The organism is Symbiopectobacterium purcellii, assembly GCF_052050035.1.
In the GTDB taxonomy this organism is placed as follows: domain Bacteria; phylum Pseudomonadota; class Gammaproteobacteria; order Enterobacterales; family Enterobacteriaceae; genus Symbiopectobacterium; species Symbiopectobacterium purcellii_A.
The window spans coordinates 2,398,101-2,419,244 of the sequence record NZ_CP189882.1 but is presented as its reverse complement, the minus strand read 5'-3'; the positions used below and the strand labels follow the sequence as shown (position 1 = coordinate 2,419,244).

Annotated in this window: 23 protein-coding genes and 5 pseudogenes; 20 read left to right on the top strand and 8 right to left on the bottom strand. The window is 51.8% G+C overall.

Features of this window, described 5'->3' with window-relative positions; translation table 11 throughout:
- The first annotated feature begins 32 nt into the window (after positions 1–32).
- From lptM to corA, 8 genes and pseudogenes are all read left to right on the top strand, one after another.
- The gene (gene lptM, locus ACQGXV_RS17235) at positions 33–188 is read left to right on the top strand and encodes an LPS translocon maturation chaperone LptM (protein WP_440867027.1); all 156 of its coding nucleotides are present in this window, start codon (positions 33–35) and stop codon (positions 186–188) included.
- Between the two features lie 81 nt (positions 189–269).
- The gene (dapF, locus tag ACQGXV_RS17230; protein WP_440867026.1) at positions 270–1,094 is read left to right on the top strand and encodes a diaminopimelate epimerase; all 825 of its coding nucleotides are present in this window, start codon (positions 270–272) and stop codon (positions 1,092–1,094) included.
- A complete protein-coding gene (locus tag ACQGXV_RS17225; protein WP_440867025.1) occupies positions 1,091–1,795 on the top strand; it encodes a DUF484 domain-containing protein in 705 nt (234 codons plus the stop codon). Before dapF ends, ACQGXV_RS17225 begins: the two co-directional genes overlap by 4 nt.
- Complete coding sequence (gene xerC, locus ACQGXV_RS17220) at positions 1,792–2,709, top strand: tyrosine recombinase XerC (protein WP_440867024.1); 918 nt, start codon at positions 1,792–1,794, stop codon at positions 2,707–2,709. The genes ACQGXV_RS17225 and xerC overlap by 4 nt, the downstream gene beginning before the upstream one ends.
- A complete protein-coding gene (gene yigB, locus ACQGXV_RS17215; RefSeq protein ID WP_440867477.1) occupies positions 2,709–3,425 on the top strand; it encodes a 5-amino-6-(5-phospho-D-ribitylamino)uracil phosphatase YigB in 717 nt (238 codons plus the stop codon). The genes xerC and yigB overlap by 1 nt, the downstream gene beginning before the upstream one ends.
- 83 nt (positions 3,426–3,508) lie before the next feature.
- On the top strand, positions 3,509–5,671 hold the full coding sequence (uvrD, locus tag ACQGXV_RS17210) for a DNA helicase II (RefSeq protein WP_440867023.1): 2,163 nt from the start codon (positions 3,509–3,511) through the stop codon (positions 5,669–5,671).
- A 37-nt stretch (positions 5,672–5,708) separates the two neighbouring features.
- Positions 5,709–6,455 (top strand): annotated as a pseudogene (locus ACQGXV_RS17205) (cyclase family protein).
- Positions 6,456–6,848: 393 nt separating this feature from the next.
- Positions 6,849–7,799 carry a magnesium/cobalt transporter CorA gene (corA, locus tag ACQGXV_RS17200; RefSeq protein ID WP_440867022.1) on the top strand — a complete coding sequence of 317 codons (951 nt, stop codon included), beginning with the start codon at positions 6,849–6,851 and terminating at the stop codon, positions 7,797–7,799.
- A gap of 365 nt (positions 7,800–8,164) precedes the next feature.
- On the opposite strand, the gene ACQGXV_RS17195 is transcribed toward corA, so the two are convergent.
- Both ACQGXV_RS17195 and ACQGXV_RS17190 read right to left on the bottom strand, forming a co-directional pair.
- Positions 8,165–9,055: an IS30 family transposase gene (locus ACQGXV_RS17195; RefSeq protein ID WP_440867021.1), complete on the bottom strand. Its 891-nt coding sequence runs from the start codon at positions 9,053–9,055 to the stop codon at positions 8,165–8,167.
- A 76-nt stretch (positions 9,056–9,131) separates the two neighbouring features.
- Positions 9,132–10,236: pseudogene (locus ACQGXV_RS17190) on the bottom strand (GlgB N-terminal domain-containing protein); the annotation flags it as partial.
- 451 nt (positions 10,237–10,687) lie between these two features.
- On the opposite strand from ACQGXV_RS17190, the gene ACQGXV_RS17185 reads away from it, so the two are divergent.
- The gene (locus ACQGXV_RS17185) at positions 10,688–12,406 is read left to right on the top strand and encodes a LytS/YhcK type 5TM receptor domain-containing protein (RefSeq protein WP_440867020.1); all 1,719 of its coding nucleotides are present in this window, start codon (positions 10,688–10,690) and stop codon (positions 12,404–12,406) included.
- A gap of 24 nt (positions 12,407–12,430) precedes the next feature.
- Here the strand turns inward: ACQGXV_RS17185 and ACQGXV_RS17180 are convergent, their stop codons facing one another.
- Entirely contained in the window at positions 12,431–12,568 is a 138-nt protein-coding gene (locus tag ACQGXV_RS17180) for a hypothetical protein (protein WP_440867019.1), read from the bottom strand.
- A 100-nt stretch (positions 12,569–12,668) separates the two neighbouring features.
- Between ACQGXV_RS17180 and ACQGXV_RS17175 the strand changes: the two genes are divergently transcribed.
- Complete coding sequence (locus tag ACQGXV_RS17175) at positions 12,669–12,935, top strand: hypothetical protein (RefSeq protein ID WP_440867018.1); 267 nt, start codon at positions 12,669–12,671, stop codon at positions 12,933–12,935.
- Positions 12,919–13,581 carry a transposase zinc-binding domain-containing protein gene (locus tag ACQGXV_RS17170; protein ID WP_440867017.1) on the top strand — a complete coding sequence of 221 codons (663 nt, stop codon included), beginning with the start codon at positions 12,919–12,921 and terminating at the stop codon, positions 13,579–13,581. Before ACQGXV_RS17175 ends, ACQGXV_RS17170 begins: the two co-directional genes overlap by 17 nt.
- Positions 13,582–13,710: 129 nt before the next feature.
- Here the strand turns inward: ACQGXV_RS17170 and ACQGXV_RS17165 are convergent.
- Positions 13,711–13,941, bottom strand: a pseudogene (locus ACQGXV_RS17165) (integrase core domain-containing protein); the annotation flags it as partial.
- A gap of 266 nt (positions 13,942–14,207) precedes the next feature.
- Between ACQGXV_RS17165 and ACQGXV_RS17160 the strand changes: the two are divergent.
- The 5 genes from ACQGXV_RS17160 to ACQGXV_RS17140 all read left to right on the top strand — a co-directional run bounded on the left by ACQGXV_RS17160 (position 14,208) and on the right by ACQGXV_RS17140 (position 16,695).
- The gene (locus tag ACQGXV_RS17160; protein ID WP_440867016.1) at positions 14,208–14,672 is read left to right on the top strand and encodes a helix-turn-helix domain-containing protein; all 465 of its coding nucleotides are present in this window, start codon (positions 14,208–14,210) and stop codon (positions 14,670–14,672) included.
- Positions 14,673–14,990, top strand: a complete 318-nt coding sequence (locus ACQGXV_RS17155) for a transposase family protein (protein WP_440867015.1) — start codon at positions 14,673–14,675, stop codon at positions 14,988–14,990.
- 50 nt (positions 14,991–15,040) lie between these two features.
- Positions 15,041–15,169 carry a hypothetical protein gene (locus ACQGXV_RS17150; protein ID WP_440866503.1) on the top strand — a complete coding sequence of 43 codons (129 nt, stop codon included), beginning with the start codon at positions 15,041–15,043 and terminating at the stop codon, positions 15,167–15,169.
- Between the two features lie 120 nt (positions 15,170–15,289).
- Positions 15,290–15,430 carry a hypothetical protein gene (locus tag ACQGXV_RS17145; RefSeq protein ID WP_440867014.1) on the top strand — a complete coding sequence of 47 codons (141 nt, stop codon included), beginning with the start codon at positions 15,290–15,292 and terminating at the stop codon, positions 15,428–15,430.
- 126 nt (positions 15,431–15,556) lie between these two features.
- Positions 15,557–16,695, top strand: a protein-coding gene (locus ACQGXV_RS17140; RefSeq protein ID WP_440867013.1) for an IS3 family transposase whose coding sequence is annotated in 2 segments (ribosomal slippage) — positions 15,557–15,794 and positions 15,794–16,695 — 1,140 coding nt in all. Because the reading frame shifts where the segments join, the coding sequence is not laid out codon by codon here.
- A 1-nt stretch (position 16,696) separates the two neighbouring features.
- On the opposite strand, the pseudogene ACQGXV_RS17135 reads toward ACQGXV_RS17140, so the two are convergent.
- The 4 genes and pseudogenes from ACQGXV_RS17135 to ACQGXV_RS17120 form a co-directional block, all read right to left on the bottom strand.
- Positions 16,697–17,945: pseudogene (locus ACQGXV_RS17135) on the bottom strand (IS256 family transposase).
- A 99-nt stretch (positions 17,946–18,044) separates the two neighbouring features.
- Positions 18,045–18,203 (bottom strand): hypothetical protein, encoded by a 159-nt coding sequence (locus ACQGXV_RS17130; protein ID WP_440867012.1) that lies wholly within the window; start codon positions 18,201–18,203, stop codon positions 18,045–18,047.
- The gene (locus ACQGXV_RS17125; protein ID WP_440867179.1) at positions 18,164–18,697 is read right to left on the bottom strand and encodes an IS630 family transposase; all 534 of its coding nucleotides are present in this window, start codon (positions 18,695–18,697) and stop codon (positions 18,164–18,166) included. The genes ACQGXV_RS17130 and ACQGXV_RS17125 overlap by 40 nt, the downstream gene beginning before the upstream one ends.
- Positions 18,621–18,986 (bottom strand): IS630 transposase-related protein, encoded by a 366-nt coding sequence (locus tag ACQGXV_RS17120; protein WP_440862584.1) that lies wholly within the window; start codon positions 18,984–18,986, stop codon positions 18,621–18,623. Before ACQGXV_RS17120 ends, ACQGXV_RS17125 begins: the two co-directional genes overlap by 77 nt.
- 62 nt (positions 18,987–19,048) lie before the next feature.
- Between ACQGXV_RS17120 and ACQGXV_RS17115 the strand changes: the two are divergent.
- From ACQGXV_RS17115 to ACQGXV_RS17100, 4 genes and pseudogenes are all read left to right on the top strand, one after another.
- Positions 19,049–20,066, top strand: a pseudogene (locus tag ACQGXV_RS17115) (IS5 family transposase).
- Positions 20,063–20,314: a transposase family protein gene (locus tag ACQGXV_RS17110; RefSeq protein WP_440867476.1), complete on the top strand. Its 252-nt coding sequence runs from the start codon at positions 20,063–20,065 to the stop codon at positions 20,312–20,314. Before ACQGXV_RS17115 ends, ACQGXV_RS17110 begins: the two are co-directional and overlap by 4 nt.
- The gene (locus ACQGXV_RS17105; RefSeq protein WP_440862584.1) at positions 20,315–20,680 is read left to right on the top strand and encodes an IS630 transposase-related protein; all 366 of its coding nucleotides are present in this window, start codon (positions 20,315–20,317) and stop codon (positions 20,678–20,680) included.
- Positions 20,604–21,137 carry an IS630 family transposase gene (locus ACQGXV_RS17100; RefSeq protein WP_440867475.1) on the top strand — a complete coding sequence of 178 codons (534 nt, stop codon included), beginning with the start codon at positions 20,604–20,606 and terminating at the stop codon, positions 21,135–21,137. The genes ACQGXV_RS17105 and ACQGXV_RS17100 overlap by 77 nt, the downstream gene beginning before the upstream one ends.
- Positions 21,138–21,144: the final 7 nt, after the last annotated feature.

Sequence of the window (21,144 nt, the reverse complement as noted above, 5' to 3'; positions counted from 1 at the left end):
GCATGCATAGATGATTGACAGGTCTTAATGAGATGAAGCAGGTATTTCGTTCATTTTCTCTGGCGCTGACGCTGCTGGGATTGGTGGGTTGCGGGCTGAAAAGGCCGCTGTATATGCCGAACGGTGAGCCGACCAACGTTCCAGACTCACAGAAAAATACGCATCAAAAGCCGTCGATGCGTCCGTAACCGGCACGGTTGCCTTTTAATCACGGATAACAGGTCACGATAGCAATTACCGCGCCCGGTTACATGAGCGGAGTCAGTATAATGCAGTTCGCTAAAATGCACGGTTTGGGCAATGATTTTATGGTTGTCGATGCCGTTACACAAAATGTCTATTTCTCGCCGGAGTTGATCCGCCGTTTGTCGGATCGCCATCGCGGGGTGGGGTTTGATCAACTGCTGGTGGTTGAGCCACCCTACGATCCTGAGCTGGATTTTCACTACCGCATTTTCAATGCGGATGGCAGTGAAGTGGCCCAGTGCGGTAACGGCGCGCGCTGTTTTGCCCGTTTCGTGCGAATCAAAGGGCTGACCAACAAGCGCGAGATTGCGGTGAGTACCCATACCGGGCGCATGGTGCTCAGCGTCACGGATGATGAACTGGTGCGGGTGAACATGGGCGAGCCGGATTTTGAACCGCAGCGCGTGCCGTTTCGGGCCGCCAAAGCGGAGAAAACCTATATCCTGCGCGCCAACTATCATACAGTGCTGTGCGGCGTGGTCTCAATGGGCAACCCCCACTGTGTGATTCAGGTTGACGATGTTGATACCGCCAATGTGGACACCCTTGGCCCGGTGCTGGAAAGCCACGAGCGTTTTCCTGAGCGCGTCAACGTCGGGTTTATGCAGATTGTCGATCGTAGCCACATAGGCCTTCGGGTATACGAGCGCGGCGCGGGTGAAACGCAGGCCTGTGGCAGCGGTGCCTGTGCTGCCGTGGCGGTGGGCATTCAGCAAGGACTATTGGCGGATGAGGTTCGCGTCTCGTTACCGGGGGGCGATCTGGATATCCATTGGAAAGGGGTCGGGCATCCGCTTTATATGACCGGTCCTGCCACCCATGTCTATGATGGATTTATTCATTTATGAAGCAGGTCGAGGAACAGGCAGAACTCCAGAACGCACTGAGTGACGAACTGATTTTGCAGTTCCTGCAACAGAACCCTGATTTCTTTATCCGCAATGCTCGGCAGGTTGAGCAAATGCACATTCCGCACCCGGTGCGGGGAACTGTCTCGCTGGTTGAGTGGCAGTTAGCGCGTCAACGGCACCACATCGCGCAGTTGGAAGAAGAGATCACCTTGCTGATGGAGCAGGCGCGTGGCAACGAAGTGTTGTTCCGTCGTCTGCTGGCGTTACAGACCGATTTGTCTGCGGCTACCGGCCTGCATGACTTGCTTGAACGCCTACAGCACTGGGCGCGCCAACAAGGGTTGGTTGGCGCGGATATCCGCCTGTTCAGTGACAAATGGCGCATCAGCGCACCTTCGCGTTTTACGCATTTGGCGCTGTCGCGTTCGTTGTTTGAACCGCTGCGCATACAACGTCTGCGTGACAGTAACCACTATCTGGGTAGCCTGAACGGGCCCGAATTGCTGTTACTGCTGCCGCAGGCGCGGCAGGTGGGTTCTGTGGCGCTGTCGCTTCTGGGAAAACACGACGCGCTGGGCGTGGTGATTTTCAGCAGTCGTGACAGCCACCACTATCAAGACGGCATGGGCACCGTGCTGCTGCAACACTTGGCCAACCTGCTGCCGGATATGCTGGCGCGCTGGGTTGAACGGGTATGAGCGACCCCGCGCTGCCTTCGCCACTGTTGACCTCGGTCGTTGCGTTTTTACGTTATTTTAAAGCGGAACGTCAACTCAGCCCGCTGACGCAGGAAAATTACTGCCGCCAACTGGGTGCCATTGCCGCCATGTTGGATGAAATGGGTATCACCGAATGGCGTTCGCTGGATGCTGCGGGCGTGCGCTCGGTAGCCGCGCGCAGCAAACGCGGCGGGTTGCAAGCGGCAAGTCTGGCGCTGCGTCTTTCGGCACTACGCAGTTTTCTTGATTGGCAAGTCGCGCAAGGGGCGTTAACCGCCAACCCGGCACGCGGCATTTCTGCGCCCAAAGTGGGTCGGCATTTGCCGAAAAACATGGATGTGGATGAAATAAATCGCCTGCTGGAGATCGATCTTAACGATCCGCTTGCGGTGCGCGATCGCGCCATGCTGGAAGTGATGTACGGCGCCGGTTTGCGTTTGGCAGAATTGGTCGGCATGGAGTGTCGTCACGTCGATTTGGACGGCGGCGAAGTGTGGGTCGTGGGTAAGGGCAGCAAAGAGCGCAAGCTGCCTCTGGGACGCACCGCCGTGCATTGGCTGCGTGATTGGCTTGAACGGCGTGAGCTGTTTGGCCCGGAAGATGATGCCATCTTCATTACCCGGCAGGGCAAGCGTATTTCGATGCGCAACGTGCAAAAGCGTTTTGCCGAATGGGGTATCAAGCAGGGGCTGAACAGCCACGTCCATCCGCATAAGCTACGTCACTCTTTTGCCACCCATATGCTGGAATCGAGCGGTGACCTGCGCGCGGTGCAGGAGCTGCTGGGGCATGCCAATCTTTCTACCACGCAAATTTATACCCATTTGGATTTTCAGCATTTGGCGACGGTGTACGATGCCGCACACCCGCGTGCCAAACGAGGGAAGACATGATCCATTTTTACCGTCCACTGGCACCGATAGCCGCCATGACGTTTGATTTAGACGATACGCTGTACGATAACCGTGAAGTGATTCAACGCACACAGCTGGAATCGGTGCGTTTTCTGCAAGCCTTTCACCCGGCGCTGGGCGCAGTGCAGTCAAGCGATTTGCAGCGTATTCGTGAAGCGCTGCGTGAGCAAGAGCCCGAGATATACCATGATGTCACGGAGTGGCGTCGGCGGGCGGTAGAGCAACTGCTGCGTGAGGCGGGGCTTGATGCGGCGACGGCCAGCCACGGTGCGGTGCAAGCGATGGCGCACTTTGCCCACTGGCGCAGCCAGATTACCCCGACGCAAGAAACCCATGAGACGTTGCACGCCTTGTCCCAGCGCTGGCCGCTGGTGGCTATCACCAATGGCAATGCCGATCCCAGCCGCTTCGGGCTGGATCGCTACTTTCGGTTTATCTTGCGCGCGGGGCCGGACGGTCGGGCCAAACCATTTGGTGATATGTATCATCGGGCGGCGCAGGCGCTGGGCGTGGCTCCGGGGCAGATTCTGCATGTGGGTGACGACTTGACCACCGACGTGGCAGGCGCGGTGCGTAATGGCTTGCAAGCGTGCTGGATTAACCTGCATGCGGGTAATCTGATGAAGATTGACGATGCACGGTTATTGCCGCATGTGGAAATTTCACGGTTGGCATTGCTCACAACGCTGCTATAATTCTGCTAATTTAGCTGTATAAATCACCAGTGAAGTAAGTGCCCCTGGGGTTACTGCTTGTCTGTTAACGGATAACTGTACCGATGGACGTTTCTGAACTTCTTGATAGCCTGAACAATAAACAGCGCGATGTGGTTGCCGCGCCGCGCGGAAATCTTCTGGTACTGGCGGGCGCCGGAAGCGGCAAAACGCGGGTGCTGGTGCACCGTATCGCCTGGTTGACGTCCGTTGAGCAGTGTTCGCCTTATTCCATCATGGCGGTGACGTTCACCAATAAGGCGGCGGCGGAGATGCGCCACCGCATCGAGCATTTGATCGGCACCAGTCAGGGTGGCATGTGGATTGGCACTTTCCATGGTCTGGCGCACCGTCTGCTGCGTGCGCACCATCTTGATGCCGGTTTGCCGCAGGATTTTCAGATTCTGGACAGTGAAGATCAACTGCGTTTGCTCAAGCGCCTGATTCGGGCGCTGAATCTGGATGAGAAACAGTGGCCTGCGCGCCAGGCGATGTGGTACATCAACGGTAAGAAAGACGAAGGGCTACGCCCACAGCATATCGAAAGCTATGGCAATCCCGTTGAGAAGACCTGGCTCAAGGTGTATCAGGCCTATCAGGAAGCGTGCGATCGCGCCGGACTGGTCGATTTTGCCGAACTGCTGCTGCGCGCCCACGAACTGTGGTTGAACAAACACCATATTCTCAGTCACTACCGCGAGCGCTTTACCAATATTCTGGTGGACGAATTTCAGGATACCAACCGTATTCAGTACGCCTGGATCCGCATGCTGGCGGGAGACAGCGCTAGCGTGATGATCGTCGGTGATGACGATCAGTCAATTTATGGCTGGCGCGGGGCGCAGGTGGAAAACATCCAGCTGTTTTTAAATGACTTCCCCAAAGCCGAAACCATTCGTCTGGAGCAGAACTATCGCTCCACCGGCAATATTCTTACCGCAGCCAATGCGCTGATTGCGCATAACGGCGGGCGGTTGGGTAAAAGCCTGTGGACGGATGATGTGCAGGGGGACCCCATCTCCCTGTACTGCGCGTTTAACGAGTTGGATGAAGCCCGTTTTGTGGTGAATCGCATCAAGGTGTGGCAGGAAAATGGCGGTGCACTCAAGGAAAACGCTATCCTGTATCGCAGCAACGCCCAATCGCGCGTGCTGGAAGAGGCCTTGCTGCAACAGAGCATGCCGTACCGGATTTATGGCGGCATGCGCTTCTTCGAGCGTCAGGAAATCAAAGACGCGCTTGCCTATTTGCGCCTGATTGCCAACCGCAATGATGATGCGGCGTTCGAGCGCGTGGTGAATACCCCAACGCGCGGTATCGGCGATCGCACCTTGGACGTGGTACGTCAGACCGCGCGCGATCGGCAGGTGACGCTGTGGCAATCCAGTCGCGTGCTGTTGCAGGAAAAAGCGCTGGCAGGGCGTGCTGCTTCTGCGTTGCAGCGCTTCATCGAGTTGGTGGAAGCACTGGCTTATGAAACGGCCGATCTGCCGCTGCACGTGCAAACCGACCGCGCTATCAAAGATTCCGGCTTGTGGCAGATGTACGAGCAGGAAAACGGCGAGAAAGGGCAAGCGCGGGTTGAAAACCTGGAGGAACTGGTGACGGCGACGCGCCAGTTCAGTTATCAGGAAGAGGATATGCACCTGATGCCGTTGCAGGCGTTTCTCTCTCACGCGGCGCTGGAAGCGGGTGAAGGGCAAGCCGATGCTTATCAGGATGCGGTGCAACTGATGACGCTGCACTCCGCTAAAGGACTGGAGTTTCCTCAGGTATTTATCGTTGGCATGGAAGAGGGCATGTTCCCAAGCCAAATGTCGCTGGATGAGGGCGGACGTCTTGAAGAAGAGCGCCGTCTGGCCTATGTCGGCGTGACGCGCGCCATGCAGAAACTCACCCTGACCTATGCCGAAAGTCGGCGGTTGTACGGCAAGGAAACCTATCATCGCCCATCGCGTTTTGTTGGTGAACTGCCTGTTGAGTGCGTGGAGGAAGTGCGACTGCGTGCCAGCGTGTCTCGCCCGGTCAACCACCAGCGCTTGGGGACACCGGTGAGCCAAAGTGATAGCGGCTATGCCTTGGGCCAGCGGGTGCGCCACGAGAAATTTGGTGAAGGGACCATCATCAATCTGGAAGGTAGCGGTGAGCATTGCCGTTTGCAGGTCGCTTTTCAGGGACAGGGTATCAAGTGGCTGGTCGCCGCCTATGCACGGTTGGAGACGGTATAACACAGGCATCAACACATGGAAAAGGAGAGCAACCGGGATGACGTTAGACGATATAATCACGGCGCTGCGTGGCAAGAAATGGGTAGACCTGAAGCATAGCGTAACCGAATCTATCCCGATCTTTAGTGCGTTTCCCAGCGTGCAGCGCAACACGCTGTATACGGTTGAGCAGGATGGTTTTTTTGCCCAGGAGCTCACCTTTGTGGCCCAGACGGGTACGCACATTGATGCCCCTGCGCATTTTTCGCTGGGCAAACGCTGTCTGGAGGGGCTTGCCAACAAGGAGTTGCTGTTGCCGTTGCGCGTGATCCACAAGCACGATGCGGTGGCTCAGGATGCAGACTACCGTCTCGGCGTGCAGGACATTGTGGATTTTGAACAACAATACGGTCAGATCCCATCGGGTTGCTTTGTGGCATTCGCCAGCGGTTGGAGCAAGCGTTAGCCGGATGGGCAGGCCTTTGCTAACAACGATGCCGAAGGCAATAGCCACACGCCGGGCTGGTCCATCGAGGCATTGCGCTTTTTGTTTGAACAGCGCCAGATTGCTGCCGTCGGCCATGAAACGCTGCATACCGACGCCGCCTTCGATTTTCGTCGCAACAATGGGCTGATTGGCGAATTCTATGTGCTCGATCGCGATGCCTGGCAGGTCGAGGTGATGAACAATCTGGATCAGGTGCCTGCGGTTGGGGAGTATCTTCAGGTCAGCTTTCCTAATTTCGCCGGTACGCCGGGCTTTCCGGTACGGGCGATTGCCTACCTGCCCGACGATGAACGCTAAACGGCATTAAGGCGGCGCGGGAAAGTCATCTTCGCCGCATGAGCTTATCGTTCGACGCAGAATTGAACAATTCTTGCATCTTTTAACTGTCACAGTTTAAAAGTTGACAGGCTTTGTCATCTCGGCGTAACATGCGCCCATCATTATTCTCGGAGGGCCCCGCCTTGTACACACCCAGTCGATACTGGCTCATTAATCAATTGATTACTAACCATTTCTAAGGCTTCCCGCTGTTATATCGGTAGCCCTGGTGGTTATCGGTGATGTTGTATCCCTCCGTCATCATATTGAGTCAGCACCGTCGGTTCGAAACCTGTTGGTGCCCTGTCATCAGCGTTTCTGTGCTTCATCGCGTCCGTCTTTCTCTGTTATCGCACTAGGAGCACATGGCCTATGCTGAGCGCATTTAAACTGGATAACTGCCGTTTATCCCGTCTGGAACTGGACGACACCGATGATATCGCCGCCTCCGTGTGGGTGGATTTGGTCGAGCCTGAAGATGAAGAGCGTGAGCTGGTGCAAAACCGGTTGGGGCAAAGTCTGGCAACGCGTCCTGAACTGGAAGATATTGAAGCATCGGCTCGTTTCTTCGAAGACGAAGACGGCCTGCATATCCACTCCTTTTTCTTCTTCGAAGACGCGGACGACCACGCTGGAAACTCCACCGTGGCATTCACCATTCGCGACGGGCGTTTGTATACGCTGCGTGAGCGCGAGTTACCGGCCTTTCGTCTGTACCGGATGCGTGCGCGCAACCAGACGTTGGTGGACGGTAACGCCTACGAACTGCTGCTCGATCTGTTTGAAACCAAGATTGAACAGCTGGCCGATGAAATCGAAAACATCTACAGCGATCTGGAATCACTCAGCCGCGTGATCATGGAAGGGCGTCAGGGTGAAGAGTACGACGACGCGCTCTCCACGCTGGCAGAATTGGAAGATGTGGGCTGGAAGGTGCGCCTGTGTTTGATGGATACCCAGCGTGCGTTGAATTTTCTGGTGCGTCGCGCGCGCCTGCCGAGCGGGCAACTGGAACAGGCGCGCGAGATCCTGCGCGATATCGAGTCCCTGCTGCCACACAATGAATCCCTGTTTCAGAAGGTCAACTTCCTGATGCAGGCGGCGATGGGCTTTATCAATATCGAGCAGAGCCGCATTATCAAGATCTTCTCGGTGGTTTCCGTGGTGTTCCTGCCACCGACGCTGGTGGCATCCAGCTATGGGATGAACTTTGAGTTTATGCCTGAGCTGCACTGGTCATTTGGTTATCCGGGGGCTATCGTGCTGATGATCCTGGCAGGATTGGCGCCGTACCTCTACTTCAAGCGCAAAAACTGGCTGTAACCCTAGCGCGCTGGCCCGAAGGGGGAATCTCAGGGAGGAGATTCATTAATCCCGATGCGCTGACTCAGGTAAGCGATTCGGGTGAAAAATCTGCCTGGAGCAGATTTGAACGCCGCTGGCGGCGGCCTCGTAAGATGTGAGGCCCAGTGCCCCATTCCCAGTCGAAACGCAACAAAACGGTAGGGCATTATGCCGCCTGTAAGTGCGTTAAAAATACCTCATTTGGAGAACGATAACCCAGCGATTTTCGGCCTCGCGTATTGAGCAGGTGTTCGAGTGCTGCAACCTTGCGATGGGTGACATAATTGAAGTCCGTTCCCTTCGGGTAAAAACGCCGTATCAGCCCGTTGGTATAGCCAACCGACTTAAAAATGATTACATCCTATGCCCTGATATGCGGCAAAGAAGCATAGCTGGCTGTTATCAAAATAATGTCGCTTGGCTATATGCTCATTCAACCCGCGTTCCCAGGAATGATATGGCCGGGCAAAGTAGACCGGTGCCCCCGTGACTTTTGTAATTTCCCCGTGCTGGGAAAATTCAGAACCGTTGTCAGCAGTCAGGGTTTTAAACTCGCAGAAGGTATTGGCAACGATGTCCCTGAAGGCCGCTACCACTGTCTCTGCTCGCTTGTTGGGCAGTTTGCGAATGATGACCAGCTTGACGGCTTTATCGACCACCGTCAGCAGGAATGATTTCTGATCTTTGCCAAAGATGGTGTCAATCTCGAAATGCCCGGGTTCCTGCTTGAGGTCAGCAACGGCCGGCCGCTGCTCAATGCCAACACGGTTGGGAATAGGACCGCGTTTGTTCTCATCGGTCTGATAGTTATACCGTTTACCCCGATGAGGGAGCTGCTGATACAGCTCACCGCCGGCCCGGCGCTCCTGCTGGATATAGCGATAGAGCGAGTTCTTGCTGACGGACAGGCCAAATTCCAGGACCAGGCGCCCACTGATGACCTCAGGTGAGGTGTGGGTAGACAGCGCCGTTCTGATAAAGTCCTGAATGTGCGGTTCAAGCTGGTTAATCACGCTGTCCGGCCGAGTTTTCTGCCGCCGCCCTCTGGCCAACGTTTCGGCCCTTCTGCAGGAATAGACCCCGTTGAAAGCGGCGTCGGTATTGCGTCTGAGCTCCCTGCTGATGGTAGAACGAGGAAGCTCCAGTTCCCGGGCGATGGTGGCCTGGTTAACCCCATCACCACGCCGTTTTTCGATGTAGAACCGCTCTTTGTGAGTCAGATGTTTTCCCTGCATGCAACGGGATCTCCAGTAGGGCCAGAACGGTGATTTTATCCGGGTCTGGCCAGTGGGTCACTTTGTTGCATTTCGACTGGGAATGGGGCCTTTTCGGGTCGGCATATTCATACAGCGCGGTGCCATGAAACTGCGCCAAACCATAGGCATCGGTCGGAAAATGCCCCGGCACCCAATCCAGCAGCACGTTAATGCCCGCCTCGTGCAGGGTGTCGACAAAACAACGGAAATCCTGTGGCGTGCCAAAGCGTCGCGTCGGCGCATACAGGCCGAGCGGCTGATAACCCCAGCTACCGTCAAACGGATGCTCGTTGATGGGCAGCAGCTCAATATGGGTGAACCCCATTTCATTGGCATATTCCGCCAACTGGGTTGCCAAATCCTGATAACTCAGCCAAAAATTATTGTCGGTGTGACGTCGCCAGGAGGCGAGATGGACTTCATAAATCGAAATGGGTGCATCGAAGTTATTCGCCTGTCGCAGTTGTGCATTGGGTTCAGCTTTGGGCGGCAACCGGACCACGCAGGAGGCGGTTTCCGGGCGCATCTGCGCTTCAAACGCGTAAGGGTCAGCTTTAAGCTGCACATTGCACATTGCCGTGCACATCGACCACTTCATACTTGTAAAGCTGCCCGGCATGTACCGCCGGCAGAAAAATCTCCCAGATGCCGTTTTCACGCAGCAAGCGCATTGGGTGGCGTCGTCCGTCCCAGAAATTAAATTCTCCCACCACGGAAACCCGGCGCGCATTCGGTGCCCACACCGCAAATCGCGTGCCTTCAACGCCATCCAACGTCACCAGATGCGCACCAAGGCGTTCGAAGGGGCGCAGGTGGGTCCCCTCCGCCAGCAGCCAGATATCCATTGCATCCAGCAGCGGACCAAACCGATAGGGATCGTCGATAACCAAAGCGGCATGCGCCCAGGTGACAGCCAGTTGGTAATGAAAAGGACGCTTACGACGCGGCAGGGCTGCGCAGAAAAAACCGCGATCGTCAATGCGCGGCAACTGCCCGACTTTACGTCCGGTCGCACCATACAGCACCCAAACGTCCAGCGCATCAGGCAGCAACGCACGCACTTCGAGTCCGTTTTCGGTTTCATGCATACCCAACAGGGAGAAAGGATCGGCGTAGTGACCAGCAATCAGCGAGTTGATCGCACCGGATAATTCCGACATGGCATCCATCCTCTAATTAACCGATTGAATTTATTATGCAAACACGTTATCAGTCCGATATCGTATTTTTACCACCTCGTATAAATATATAAAAAACAATATGTTAATTGGAAACCCACAAGATTCCCTAATGAGGTGTAATCACGTAAAGAAAAAGGCAACAACACATACGCCGTTATTTATAAGTCTAGTCAATAAAACAAAAAGCACGGGCCGAAAGTTAAAATTTTCCTTTATTTTTTATATAAATAAGTTATGACACAGTTGTTAAAGATTCTATTCTGCCTCTCTTCACGGTGCGCCAACGCTTTTTGCAATACGGCGCGATAATCTGGCTGAAATGGCAGAAAAAACGTGCAAATTCTCTGCGCAGTCCGTGCTTATCCAGCGCCGTTCGCGTTACAATTACCGATGCATGTCCCCCTTGCATGCGCAGTGAGGTATTTTTTGCATGGTCAGCCAAATCGATTTGATTCTCTCGTTACTCCAGCAGATGTGTGTCTATCTGGTGATTGCCTATTTGCTGAGTAAAACGCCGCTGTTTATTCCGCTGATGCAGGTCACCATTCGTTTGCCGCACAAGCTGGTGTGCTATCTGGTGTTTTCCATGTTTTGCATCATGGGTACCTATTTCGGCCTGCATATTGATGATTCCATCGCCAATACGCGCGCCACCGGTGCCGTGCTGGGCGGGATGCTGGGCGGACCATCGGTCGGTTTTCTGGTCGGCTTGACCGGTGGGTTGCACCGTTATTCCATGGGGGGAATGACGGCGCTGGCCTGCATGGTGTCGACCATTACGGAAGGGTTGATCGGCGGCCTGCTGCACCGTTATCTGCTACGGCGTAACCGTATCGATATGCTGTTCCAGCCGCTGGTGGTAGGGCTGACGGCGCTGGTCGCGGAACTGCTGCAAATGATCATCATTCTGCTACTGGCGCGCCCGTTCGACAGCGCGGTTGAGCTGGTCAAATACATTGCGTTGCCGATGATGATCACCAACACCGTAGGCTCCGCCATGTTTATGCGCATCCTGCTCGACAGGCGCGCCATTTTTGAAAAATACACCTCGGCGTTTTCTGCCAAGGCGCTGCAAATTGCCGCGCGCGCGGAGGGGGCGCTACGCCAAGGGTTCGATCAGCAAAACAGCATGCGCGTAGCGCGCATTCTCTACGAGGAACTGTGCGTCGGTGCCGTTGCCATTACCGATCGCGACAAGCTGCTGGCGTTTATCGGCCTGGGTGACGATCACCACAAGGTGGGCTCGCCAATTACCTCGCTGCACACTCACCGAGCCATCGACAATAATCAGGTGGTGTATGCCGATGGCAATGAAGTGCCCTATAACTGTTCCGTCTCGGCCCACTGCAAGCTCGGTTCAACCCTGGTGATCCCACTGCGCGGCGAAGAGCAGCGGGTGATTGGAACCATCAAACTGTATGAGCCTAAGAACAAGCTGTTTTCCAGCATCAACCGCACGCTGGGAGAAGGTATTGCGCATCTGCTGTCAGCGCAGATTCTGGCCGGGCGTTTCGAGCAGCAAAAACAACTGCTGGCACAGTCAGAAATCAAGCTGTTGCACGCACAGGTCAATCCGCACTTTCTGTTTAACGCGCTCAACACGCTTTCCGCCGTCATTCGGCGCAACCCGGATCATGCACGGCAACTGGTGCTCTCCCTTTCCACCTTCTTTCGCAAAAACCTGAAACGCAGCAACGATGAAGTGTCGCTGCGCGATGAGATGGAGCACGTTAACGCCTATCTGGAAATCGAGAAGGCGCGTTTTGCTGACCACATGACGGTAGAGATTACGCTGCCGGAAGAACTGATTGATGCGCGTTTGCCTGCGTTTTCGCTACAACCCATCGTGGAAAACGCTATTAAACACGGTATTTCGCAGATGATAGAGAGCGGCCATATCCACATCAGCGGCCGCTACCGCGCCAACACGCTGGAACTGATGGTCGAGGATAATGCAGGCACCTATCAGCCACCGACAGGGGGTGACGGTCTGGGCATGAATCTGGTCGACCGTCGCATCAAGGCGCGCTACGGCAACCGCTACGGCATTACCGTTGAGAGCAAGCCCGATACCTTTACTCGCGTGGAAGTGCGGATTCCGCTGATTCAACCGAAAAAGACGCTGGCAGATATCGAGCGTGCGGCGTAGGGGATTGTTCGGCTATTTCACGTATCAGGAAACGCCGCGCGGCCTTCCTCCCCGCCGGTATAGCCAAGCGACATTATTTTGATAACAGCCAGCTATGCTTCTTTGCCGCATATCAGGGCATAGGATGTAATCATTTTTAAGTCGGTTGGCTATAACGTCCAACGCATCGCGTAAGCTATCCCGAACGAAGCAGCCTGGCGGCTGCAAATCGAAGTGTGGCAGAATAGCGATATTCTGAAACCCGCCAGCCGAAGGTTATCCCGTGTCACATTCCCCTGAGCATCAGCGCGTTCATACAAAAATGGTTAAGCAGATTTTCAAAACGGTGGCCCGACAGGGCAACCTCCCTTACCAGCAATTCCGCCTTTTCGTTGACAACGATCCTGACTGCACAGAGTGGTTCTGGACCACCTTCTACAGTGAATTCGCTGATTCTCCGTACCACTACGTTGCCTTCTGCTATACCTGTCGCCGGTTTGACCTGTACGAAACCGAAGCGGAGATGCTCTCCTATGACCCGCACGGATGATACCGGCATACAACCCCGCCCCATGAATACGCTGTTTCAGCGCAACAGGGCATGGGCTGACATCATGGAGGCATACCCGCTCCGGCCTGTAGAGATTGAGGTTGTCACAAAGATGCTGGCCTGCGGCACCCCACTGACGGGCAGCCGGGAATTTCGCTGCAGCAACCCCGACTGCACTCACCACCGTTACATCCATCAGAGCTGCCACGGACGCGGATGTCCGACCTGCGGCAAAAAGGCCACCGACCTGTGGAGTGCCACCATGATGGCCCGCCTGCCGGATACCCTGTGGCCATTGTTTGAAGCCAACCGCTGGCTGCTGAATGGCCTCTTTGCGCTGGCGGCGGACAACCTGCTGTACGCTGCGGAGCAGCGGGGCCTGACCACCGGTATTTTCGGCGCTCTTCACACGTATGGTCGCCAGCTTAACTGGAACTGCCATATTCACCTGTCGTGGACCTCCGGCGGCATAAATGAGCACGGTGCCTGGAAAAAACTGTCGTTTGCCCTGCCGAAGGTCAGGGCGCGCTGGGTATGGAATGTACGCCAGTATCTGCTGTCTGCATGGGAGTCTCTTGTTCTGCCGCCGCAGCTGGCTCACATCTGTAGTGGTCAACTAAATTTGGCCACCCTACCTGACTGTTGATGGAACAGCCGTTCTGATTCATTTGGTGTTAACCCACCGTTATATAGCCAACCGACTTAAAAATGATTACAGCCGATGCCCTGATATGTGGCAAAGAAGCATAGCTGGCTGTTATCAAAATAATGTCGCTTAGCTATACCAGTGAGGTCTGACATCGCTATAATAATGGGTTATGTAGCGAATAATGGATGATTGAGCAGTACTAAAGCTTTGGTAGCCAGTCGTTGGCACCCATTCAGTCTTCAGACTACGGAAGAATCGCTCCATCGGACTATTATCCCAACAATTTCCTCTGCGACTCATACTTTGGGTCATCTGATAACGCCACAATGCCTGCCTATACTGACGACTGGTGTAATAAACTAGTTGCTGAATAGAGACTTGCATTTTTTGTCAGGCTATTGAGAATAAAAAGAGGTTTAACTTAGAGAATAAAGGTGGCTTTGTTGAATAATAGGTAATCATGCTGTTTTTCCATGCCAGTTTTGGTAGAAAATGCTTGTCATCTCAGATTTTTCGTTTTCTCATGGGGTATAACTTAATGATTTTACTTTTATGAGTTCAGTCGTTTCACTGGGCTGGCAGCATAAAATCTATTTATTCAACAAAGCCAATAAAGGTTTGAAATGATCAACAAAGAGCGGTTGTTACGAGATAATCGTTTATGTAAAGCAATTATTGGATTATCAGTCGAAGAATTGAAAAATTTAGCCACTGAATTTTCAGCTTGTTATTTGATTTATCGGAAAAAGAATCGAAAAGATCACGAGCGGCAGATGGGTGCAGGGCAGAAAGGATTTATCCCAACCCCATTAGATAAACTGCTTTTTATTTTATTGTATTTAAAATGTTATCCGACCTATGATTTGCAAGGACTTCTTTTTGGTTTAGATAGAACACGGGTATGTCGCTGGGTAAAAATATTATTGCCGGTTTTAGAGATGACCTTGGGGCGAGAATGTGTTTTGCCCGCTCGTCAAATTCGCTCTGCTGAGGAATTTTTTCGCGCCTTTCCTGGAGTTAAAGACGTCTTTATTGATGGGACAGAGCGACCTGTCCAAAAGCCTAAGAATCTGCGTCGGCGAAAATAAATGTATTCGGGAAAGAAAAGACAGACCACTCGAAAAGGGCTTATTATGACTGACGAAACAAGGCAAATTGGATTTATCCCCATGAGCAAAAATGGGCGCCGTCACGATAAACGCTTACTCGATAAAGTCGATATAATTCGCCATATTCCTCCTGAGGTAACCATCTGGGCAGATACCGGTTTTCAAGGTATAGAGAAACAGCATCCTAATACACAAATCCCAAAAAAAGGAACTCGAAAAAGACCTTTATCGCCTGAACAAAAACAAGAAAATAAAATAATCTCGGGCATCCGTATTACAGTTGAACAGAGACTGTAAAATAATCTGTGTAAATGGCTTTTTGAGGAAAACCTTCAAAGGATAACAAAATGCCTATCAGCAACGAACTTATTGACCAACTGCTTCAAGATTGTCACTCCCCTCAGGATCTGCTGGGTGAATCAGGCCTACTCAAGGTGCTGACTAAAAGACTGGCGGAACGGGGCTTTGTTGAATAATTTAACCGTTTGATTTACATCTTCTTTAGTTAGAATGCATTTACAGAGAATGTATTTTGTTAGAACGACAAATCAAATAGTTAGCACAATAAAAAGCATTCCGAGAGGAAAAATTAGTCGTTGAAATTTTATAATGCTTATATAAATCAGTATCTTAAATTATTCAACAAAGCCGCGGAACGGGTTCTTGAAGCTGAGATGGAGATGCACCTTGGGTATGGAGTCTGTAAAGAATTTTGTGTAAATGGCTCCATTGCTTAACCGGAGATTCGTTCTCCATACATCAACATGAATTGGCTCATAGCAGGTTTCCAGTCTCTGATTGGCAAGGTCTGTAGTGGTTGAATAATCAGGACACTAAACTTACATCCAAAACGGAGGTGTTTAGTGAACCATAAACGACAATTTACCCCTGAGTTTAAAAAGGAAGCCGTTGCCCTGGTAACAGAGCAGGGCTATACGATAGCCAGGGCAGCAGCATCGCTGGGCATAAGCAACAAAACCCTGCATACATGGGTCTCGCTGGCACGCGAGCAGAGCAACGGCGTACTCAGCGATGATGAACGTGCAGAGTTAAAACGGTTACAAAAGGAAAACAAAGAGTTACGTACAGAGAAGGAGATACTAAAAAAGGCGAGTGCCTTCTTCGCGAAACATATGTCGTGAGATACCGGTTCATTCTCGACAATGCCACTGACTTCAGCGTTCGTACACTCTGTCGGGTCATGCGTGTGACGGCCTCTGCCTGGTATGCATGGCGAAAAAAGCTCGCCGAACCGCTGCAAAAAGACGTGGAGGTCCGGGTCAGGTTAAAGGCGCTGTTCGCCGCCAGCAGGCAGGGAGCAGGAAGCCGGACGCTGGTCAAAAGGCTTCGTGGAGAAGGCATCATAATCAGCCGCTGGCGGGTGAGGAAACTCATGCAGGAAGAGGGGCTGGTCTGCCGACAGCGCCGGACTTATAAGGTCACGACAAAACCCCGCCCGGGTGCAGAGGTGGCCCCAAACCTGCTGAACCAGAATTTTAACCCGCCGGGGCCAAATCAGGTGTGGGCGAGTGACATCACGTATCTGAAGACCGGTGAAGGCTGGCTGTATCTGGCGGCTATTATGGATTTGTACTCCCGGCAGATAGTGGGTTGGCAGGTGGACAGACGGATGACCTCATCGCTAGTCTGCGGGGCCCTGATGAAGGCATATAACCTGCGAACTCCCCCGCCGGGCCTGGTGGTGCATACGGACAGGGGGGCGCAGTACACGGGACAACGCTTTCAGGCGCTGCTGAGCAGCTACAGGCTGAGGAGCAGTATGGGAGACGTGGGTGCCTGCTGGGATAATGCGGTGATGGAGCGCTTCTGGGGCAGTCTGAAACATGAATGGTTGCTGCTGGTACCCCAGCCAACACGGGCTTACATGGAGCAGGATGTGGCGACGTATATCCGCTACTACAACCTAGACAGGCATCATGCCGCTAACGGGGATCTGTCTCCGGTGCGTTATGAACAAATGGCTGAGAAAAAAGTGTCCTGATTTACTTGACCAGTGCAGTCCATTTAGCAGAGATATTATGCAAGGCTAGATAGAGTAATTTTATCACCGAGTCATCCGTTGGAAATATTCGTCGCGTTTTCGTTATCTTGCGCAATGAAGCATTTAACGACTCTATCGCGTTGGTGGTGTAGATAACCTTGCGGATCTCCGGCGGAAAGTCAAAAATGACGATGAGACGTTCCCAATTATTTCTCCACGACGGGCTGATCGTCGGGAACTGCTCATACCATTTGGCCGCGAAGGCATCCAGGGCCTCTTCAGCGCCCTCTAGCGTTGCGGAACTATAGATGGTGCGCAGGTCAGCAGCAACGGCCTTACGCTCTTTCCAGCCGACGTAGCGCAGCGAGTTCCGCACCTGATGCACAATGCAGAGCTGTACCCGCGTATGCGGGTAAACAGCTTCAATGGCATCAGGAAAGCCTTTCAGGCCATCGCAGCAGGCGACGAAGATGTCCTTTAGCCCACGATTTTTCAGTTCTGTCATCACAGATAACCAGAACTTGGCCCCCTCAGTTTTGGCTATCCATAGCCCCAGCAGCTCTTTTTCGCCCTGGCCGTTGACGCCGAGGGCCAGATAAACAGACTTGTTGGCCACGGCTCCGCCGTCCTGGCTTTTGACAACAATACAGTCAAGGTAAACAATGGGATAAAGCGCATCCAGCGGCCGTTGCTGCCAGCGCTTAACTTCATCCATCACAGCATTGGTCACTTGAGAAATGAAGCCAGCGGAAACATCGACCCCGTAGACTTCTTTAAAGTGTGCCTGAATATCACGGGTTGATAACCCTCTGGAATAGAGAGAAATAATGCGGTCATCGAAGCCGTTAAGCTGTTTTTCGTTCTTACCGATCAGTGTCGGCTCGAAGGTACTGTTGCGGTCGCGCGGAATATCGAGCTCGATCTCCCCATTTTGGCTACGTACGCTCTTGGATGTCTTGCCATTGCGGGAGTTGCCTGAATGATTATAGCCAACCGACTTAAAAATGATTACATCCTATGCCCTGATATGCGGCAAAGAAGCATAGCTGGCTGTTATCAAAATAATGTCGCTTGGCTATACCAGCCGGGTCATGCTTAGCATACCCAAGGTGCATCTCCATCTCAGCTTCAAGAACCCGTTCCGCCAGTCTTTTAGTCAGCACCTTGAGTAGGCCTGATTCACCCAGCAGATCCTGAGGGGAGTGACAATCTTGAAGCAGTTGGTCAATAAGTTCGTTGCTGATAGGCATTTTGTTATCCTTTGAAGGTTTTCCTCAAAATGCCATTTACACAGATTATTTGGCTTTGTTGAATAAATCGAACTTTCAGGGGATCGCCGGATCAGAGCACTATAGCCAAGCGACATTATTTTTATAACAGCCAGCTATGCTTCTTTGCCGCATATCAGGGCATAGGATGTAATCATTTTTAAGTCGGTTGGCTATATAGCCAAGCGACTTAATTTTGATTACACCATATGGACTGAGAACAAACTCTCTGTATCGCAACCCATCTCTCTTTTTTTGCTTTTTGCTTGTGCCCATTTATGCTCAATTGGGTTAAGATCTGGCGAATATGTAGGCAAATACTCCACCATATACCCTGCATCGATGATGACTTGTTGAATATTATGTTTTTTGTGAAAAGTGGCATTGTCCATCATGATTACACTGTTTTTAGGGAGTACTGGGATAAGGACTTGTGTGACCCAGGCATAGAAAACATCGCTGTTAATATTGATATCAAATAATCCGATAGCAAACAGCGTTGTGCCTAATAAAGCGCCGATAACATTTGTTCTTCCCCTAGCTCCCCAGTTCTTCAGGCCAAAACACCGTTGACCTTTTGGGGAATAGCCGTGAGTCCGTGGGGTATCGTGTGAAAAACCACTTTCATCAATAAAAACAATAGGTTTACCTTCTTTTTCATACTGTTGTTTTTTTTGTTGAAATCCCTGCCGGGCGTTTTCGTCGGCTTTCGGATGACGTAGAGTTTTTTTTATAGGTCAATCCCAGCTTTTTAAGCGCTTGCCAAATGGCCTTCTGACAAACGCCAAAACGCTCTGCACGTTCTTTTTGGTAAGCATCTGGATATTGTTCAACATCTTTTATCAACTCGGATTTATCGATCTTTCGCTGACGCGTGGTCGATGCTTTTGACTCTATTTGATTAATCCAACGCGATACAGAGGCAGGGCCAATCCGAAATTGCTTCGCTGTTTCTCGGATACTCAACCCTTCGTTTTTCCGTGTAGATATCACTTTACGTCTAAAATCAATTGAATAGCTCATTTAAATAATGTAATCAAAATTAAGTCGTTTAGCTATATCATCGCTCCCGATAGCAGCTCCCCATGGCAAAGCAAAAGTTTAAAATCACCAACTGGCCCACCTACAACAAAGCACTCAGACAACGCGGCTCCCTGACGGTCTGGCTTGATGAGTCCGCCATCGCTGCATGGACTGACAGTGCTTCGCCTGAAGGTCGTGGTCGGCCGCTTTACTACACCGATATGGCTGTTACCACGGTTTTGATGATAAAGCGCGTGTTTAACCTGTCGCTCCGGGCATTACAGGGCTTTGTCGACTCGGTTTTTACACTGATGAGCCTGCCACTGCGCTGCCCGGACTACTCTCTGGTCAGTCGGCGGGCAAAAACCGTCAGTATCAGCATAAAAACGCCAACGCGTGGTGAAATCTCGCATCTGGTCATCGACAGTACCGGTCTGAAGGTCTTTGGCGAAGGTGAATGGAAAGTCAGGCAGCATGGGGCTGACAGACGAAGAGTGTGGCGCAAGCTTCATCTGGCAGCAGACAGTGCGACGCATGAGATTATCTGTGCCGACTTATCGCTCAGCGGAACGACAGATGCGCAGGCACTGCCGGGCCTGATTAACCAAACCCACCGGAAAATCAGGGAAGTGTCAGCAGACGGTGCTTATGACGCCCGTTACTGCCACGATGCGTTGCTGAGAAAGAAAATCAGGCCCCTTATCCCGCCGCGAAGCGGAGCGAAATACTGGCCGGACAAGTACTATAGCCAACCGACTTAAAAATGATTACATCCTATGCCCTGATATGCGGCAAAGAAGCATAGCTGGCTGTTATCAAAATAATGTCGCTTGGCTATATGAACGTAACCATGCGGTGGCGAATCAGCGTCTGAGCGGGAGTAATGATATGTGGAAAAAGAAAGTGGGTTATCACCGGCGTTCAGTGGCAGAAACAGCGATGTTCCGCATAAAAACTTTGCTGGGTGGCCACCTGAGCCTGCGTGACTACGATGCTCAGGTGGGTGAAGCCATGGCGATGGTCAAAGCGCTGAATCGTATGACGTTGTTGGGTATGCCACACAGCGTCAGGATCGGATAACAGGTGTAGCAGAGGGAGTCATCCTGTCGGCTAATTCTGATTTATTCAACAAAGCCAGATTATTTTACAGTCTCCCTTTATCGCCTGAACAAAAACAAGAAAATAAAATAATCTCGGGCATCCGTATTACAGTTGAACACGCCATCGCGGGTATCAAGCGCCTCGGTTGCATGACCCAAATTTTACGGAATCGTAGACCCTTTATTGATGATATAGCTAAACGACTTAATTTTGATTACATTATTTAAATGAGCTATTCAATTGATTTTAGACGTAAAGTGATATCTACACGGAAAAACGAAGGGTTGAGTATCCGAGAAACAGCGAAGCAATTTCGGATTGGCCCTGCCTCTGTATCGCGTTGGATTAATCAAATAGAGTCAAAAGCATCGACCACGCGTCAGCGAAAGATCGATAAATCCGAGTTGATAAAAGATGTTGAACAATATCCAGATGCTTACCAAAAAGAACGTGCAGAGCGTTTTGGCGTTTGTCAGAAGGCCATTTGGCAAGCGCTTAAAAAGCTGGGATTGACCTATAAAAAAAACTCTACGTCATCCGAAAGCCGACGAAAACGCCCGGCAGGGATTTCAACAAAAAAAACAACAGTATGAAAAAGAAGGTAAACCTATTGTTTTTATTGATGAAAGTGGTTTTTCACACGATGCCCCACGGACTCACGGCTATTCCCTAAAAGGTCAACGGTGTTTTGGCCTGAAGAACTGGGGAGCTAGGGGAAGAACAAATGTTATCGGCGCTTTATTAGGCACAACGCTGTTTGCTATCGGATTATTTGATATCAATATTAACAGCGATGTTTTCTATGCCTGGGTCACACAAGTCCTTATCCCAGTACTCCCTAAAAACAGTGTAATCATGATGGACAATGCCACTTTTCACAAAAAACATAATATTCAACAAGTCATCATCGATGCAGGGTATATGGTGGAGTATTTGCCTACATATTCGCCAGATCTTAACCCAATTGAGCATAAATGGGCACAAGCAAAAAGCAAAAAAAGAGAGATGGGTTGCGATACAGAGAGTTTGTTCTCAGTCCATATGGTGTAATCAAAAT

Bases quoted from the DNA above. Each gene is read 5' to 3' on its own strand.
- ACQGXV_RS17160 (WP_440867016.1), top strand. From the start codon at position 14,208: ATGATCAACAAAGAGCGGTTGTTACGAGATAATCGTTTATGTAAAGCA.
- ACQGXV_RS17195 (WP_440867021.1), bottom strand. From the start codon at position 9,055: ATGCAGGGAAAACATCTGACTCACAAAGAGCGGTTCTACATCGAAAAA.
- lptM (WP_440867027.1), top strand. From the start codon at position 33: ATGAAGCAGGTATTTCGTTCATTTTCTCTGGCGCTGACGCTGCTGGGA.
- dapF (WP_440867026.1), top strand. From the start codon at position 270: ATGCAGTTCGCTAAAATGCACGGTTTGGGCAATGATTTTATGGTTGTC.
- ACQGXV_RS17120 (WP_440862584.1), bottom strand. From the start codon at position 18,986: ATGAGCTATTCAATTGATTTTAGACGTAAAGTGATATCTACACGGAAA.
- ACQGXV_RS17225 (WP_440867025.1), top strand. From the start codon at position 1,091: ATGAAGCAGGTCGAGGAACAGGCAGAACTCCAGAACGCACTGAGTGAC.
- xerC (WP_440867024.1), top strand. From the start codon at position 1,792: ATGAGCGACCCCGCGCTGCCTTCGCCACTGTTGACCTCGGTCGTTGCG.
- ACQGXV_RS17170 (WP_440867017.1), top strand. From the start codon at position 12,919: ATGACCCGCACGGATGATACCGGCATACAACCCCGCCCCATGAATACG.
- ACQGXV_RS17155 (WP_440867015.1), top strand. From the start codon at position 14,673: ATGTATTCGGGAAAGAAAAGACAGACCACTCGAAAAGGGCTTATTATG.
- uvrD (WP_440867023.1), top strand. From the start codon at position 3,509: ATGGACGTTTCTGAACTTCTTGATAGCCTGAACAATAAACAGCGCGAT.
- ACQGXV_RS17105 (WP_440862584.1), top strand. From the start codon at position 20,315: ATGAGCTATTCAATTGATTTTAGACGTAAAGTGATATCTACACGGAAA.
- ACQGXV_RS17150 (WP_440866503.1), top strand. From the start codon at position 15,041: ATGCCTATCAGCAACGAACTTATTGACCAACTGCTTCAAGATTGTCAC.
- corA (WP_440867022.1), top strand. From the start codon at position 6,849: ATGCTGAGCGCATTTAAACTGGATAACTGCCGTTTATCCCGTCTGGAA.
- ACQGXV_RS17185 (WP_440867020.1), top strand. From the start codon at position 10,688: ATGGTCAGCCAAATCGATTTGATTCTCTCGTTACTCCAGCAGATGTGT.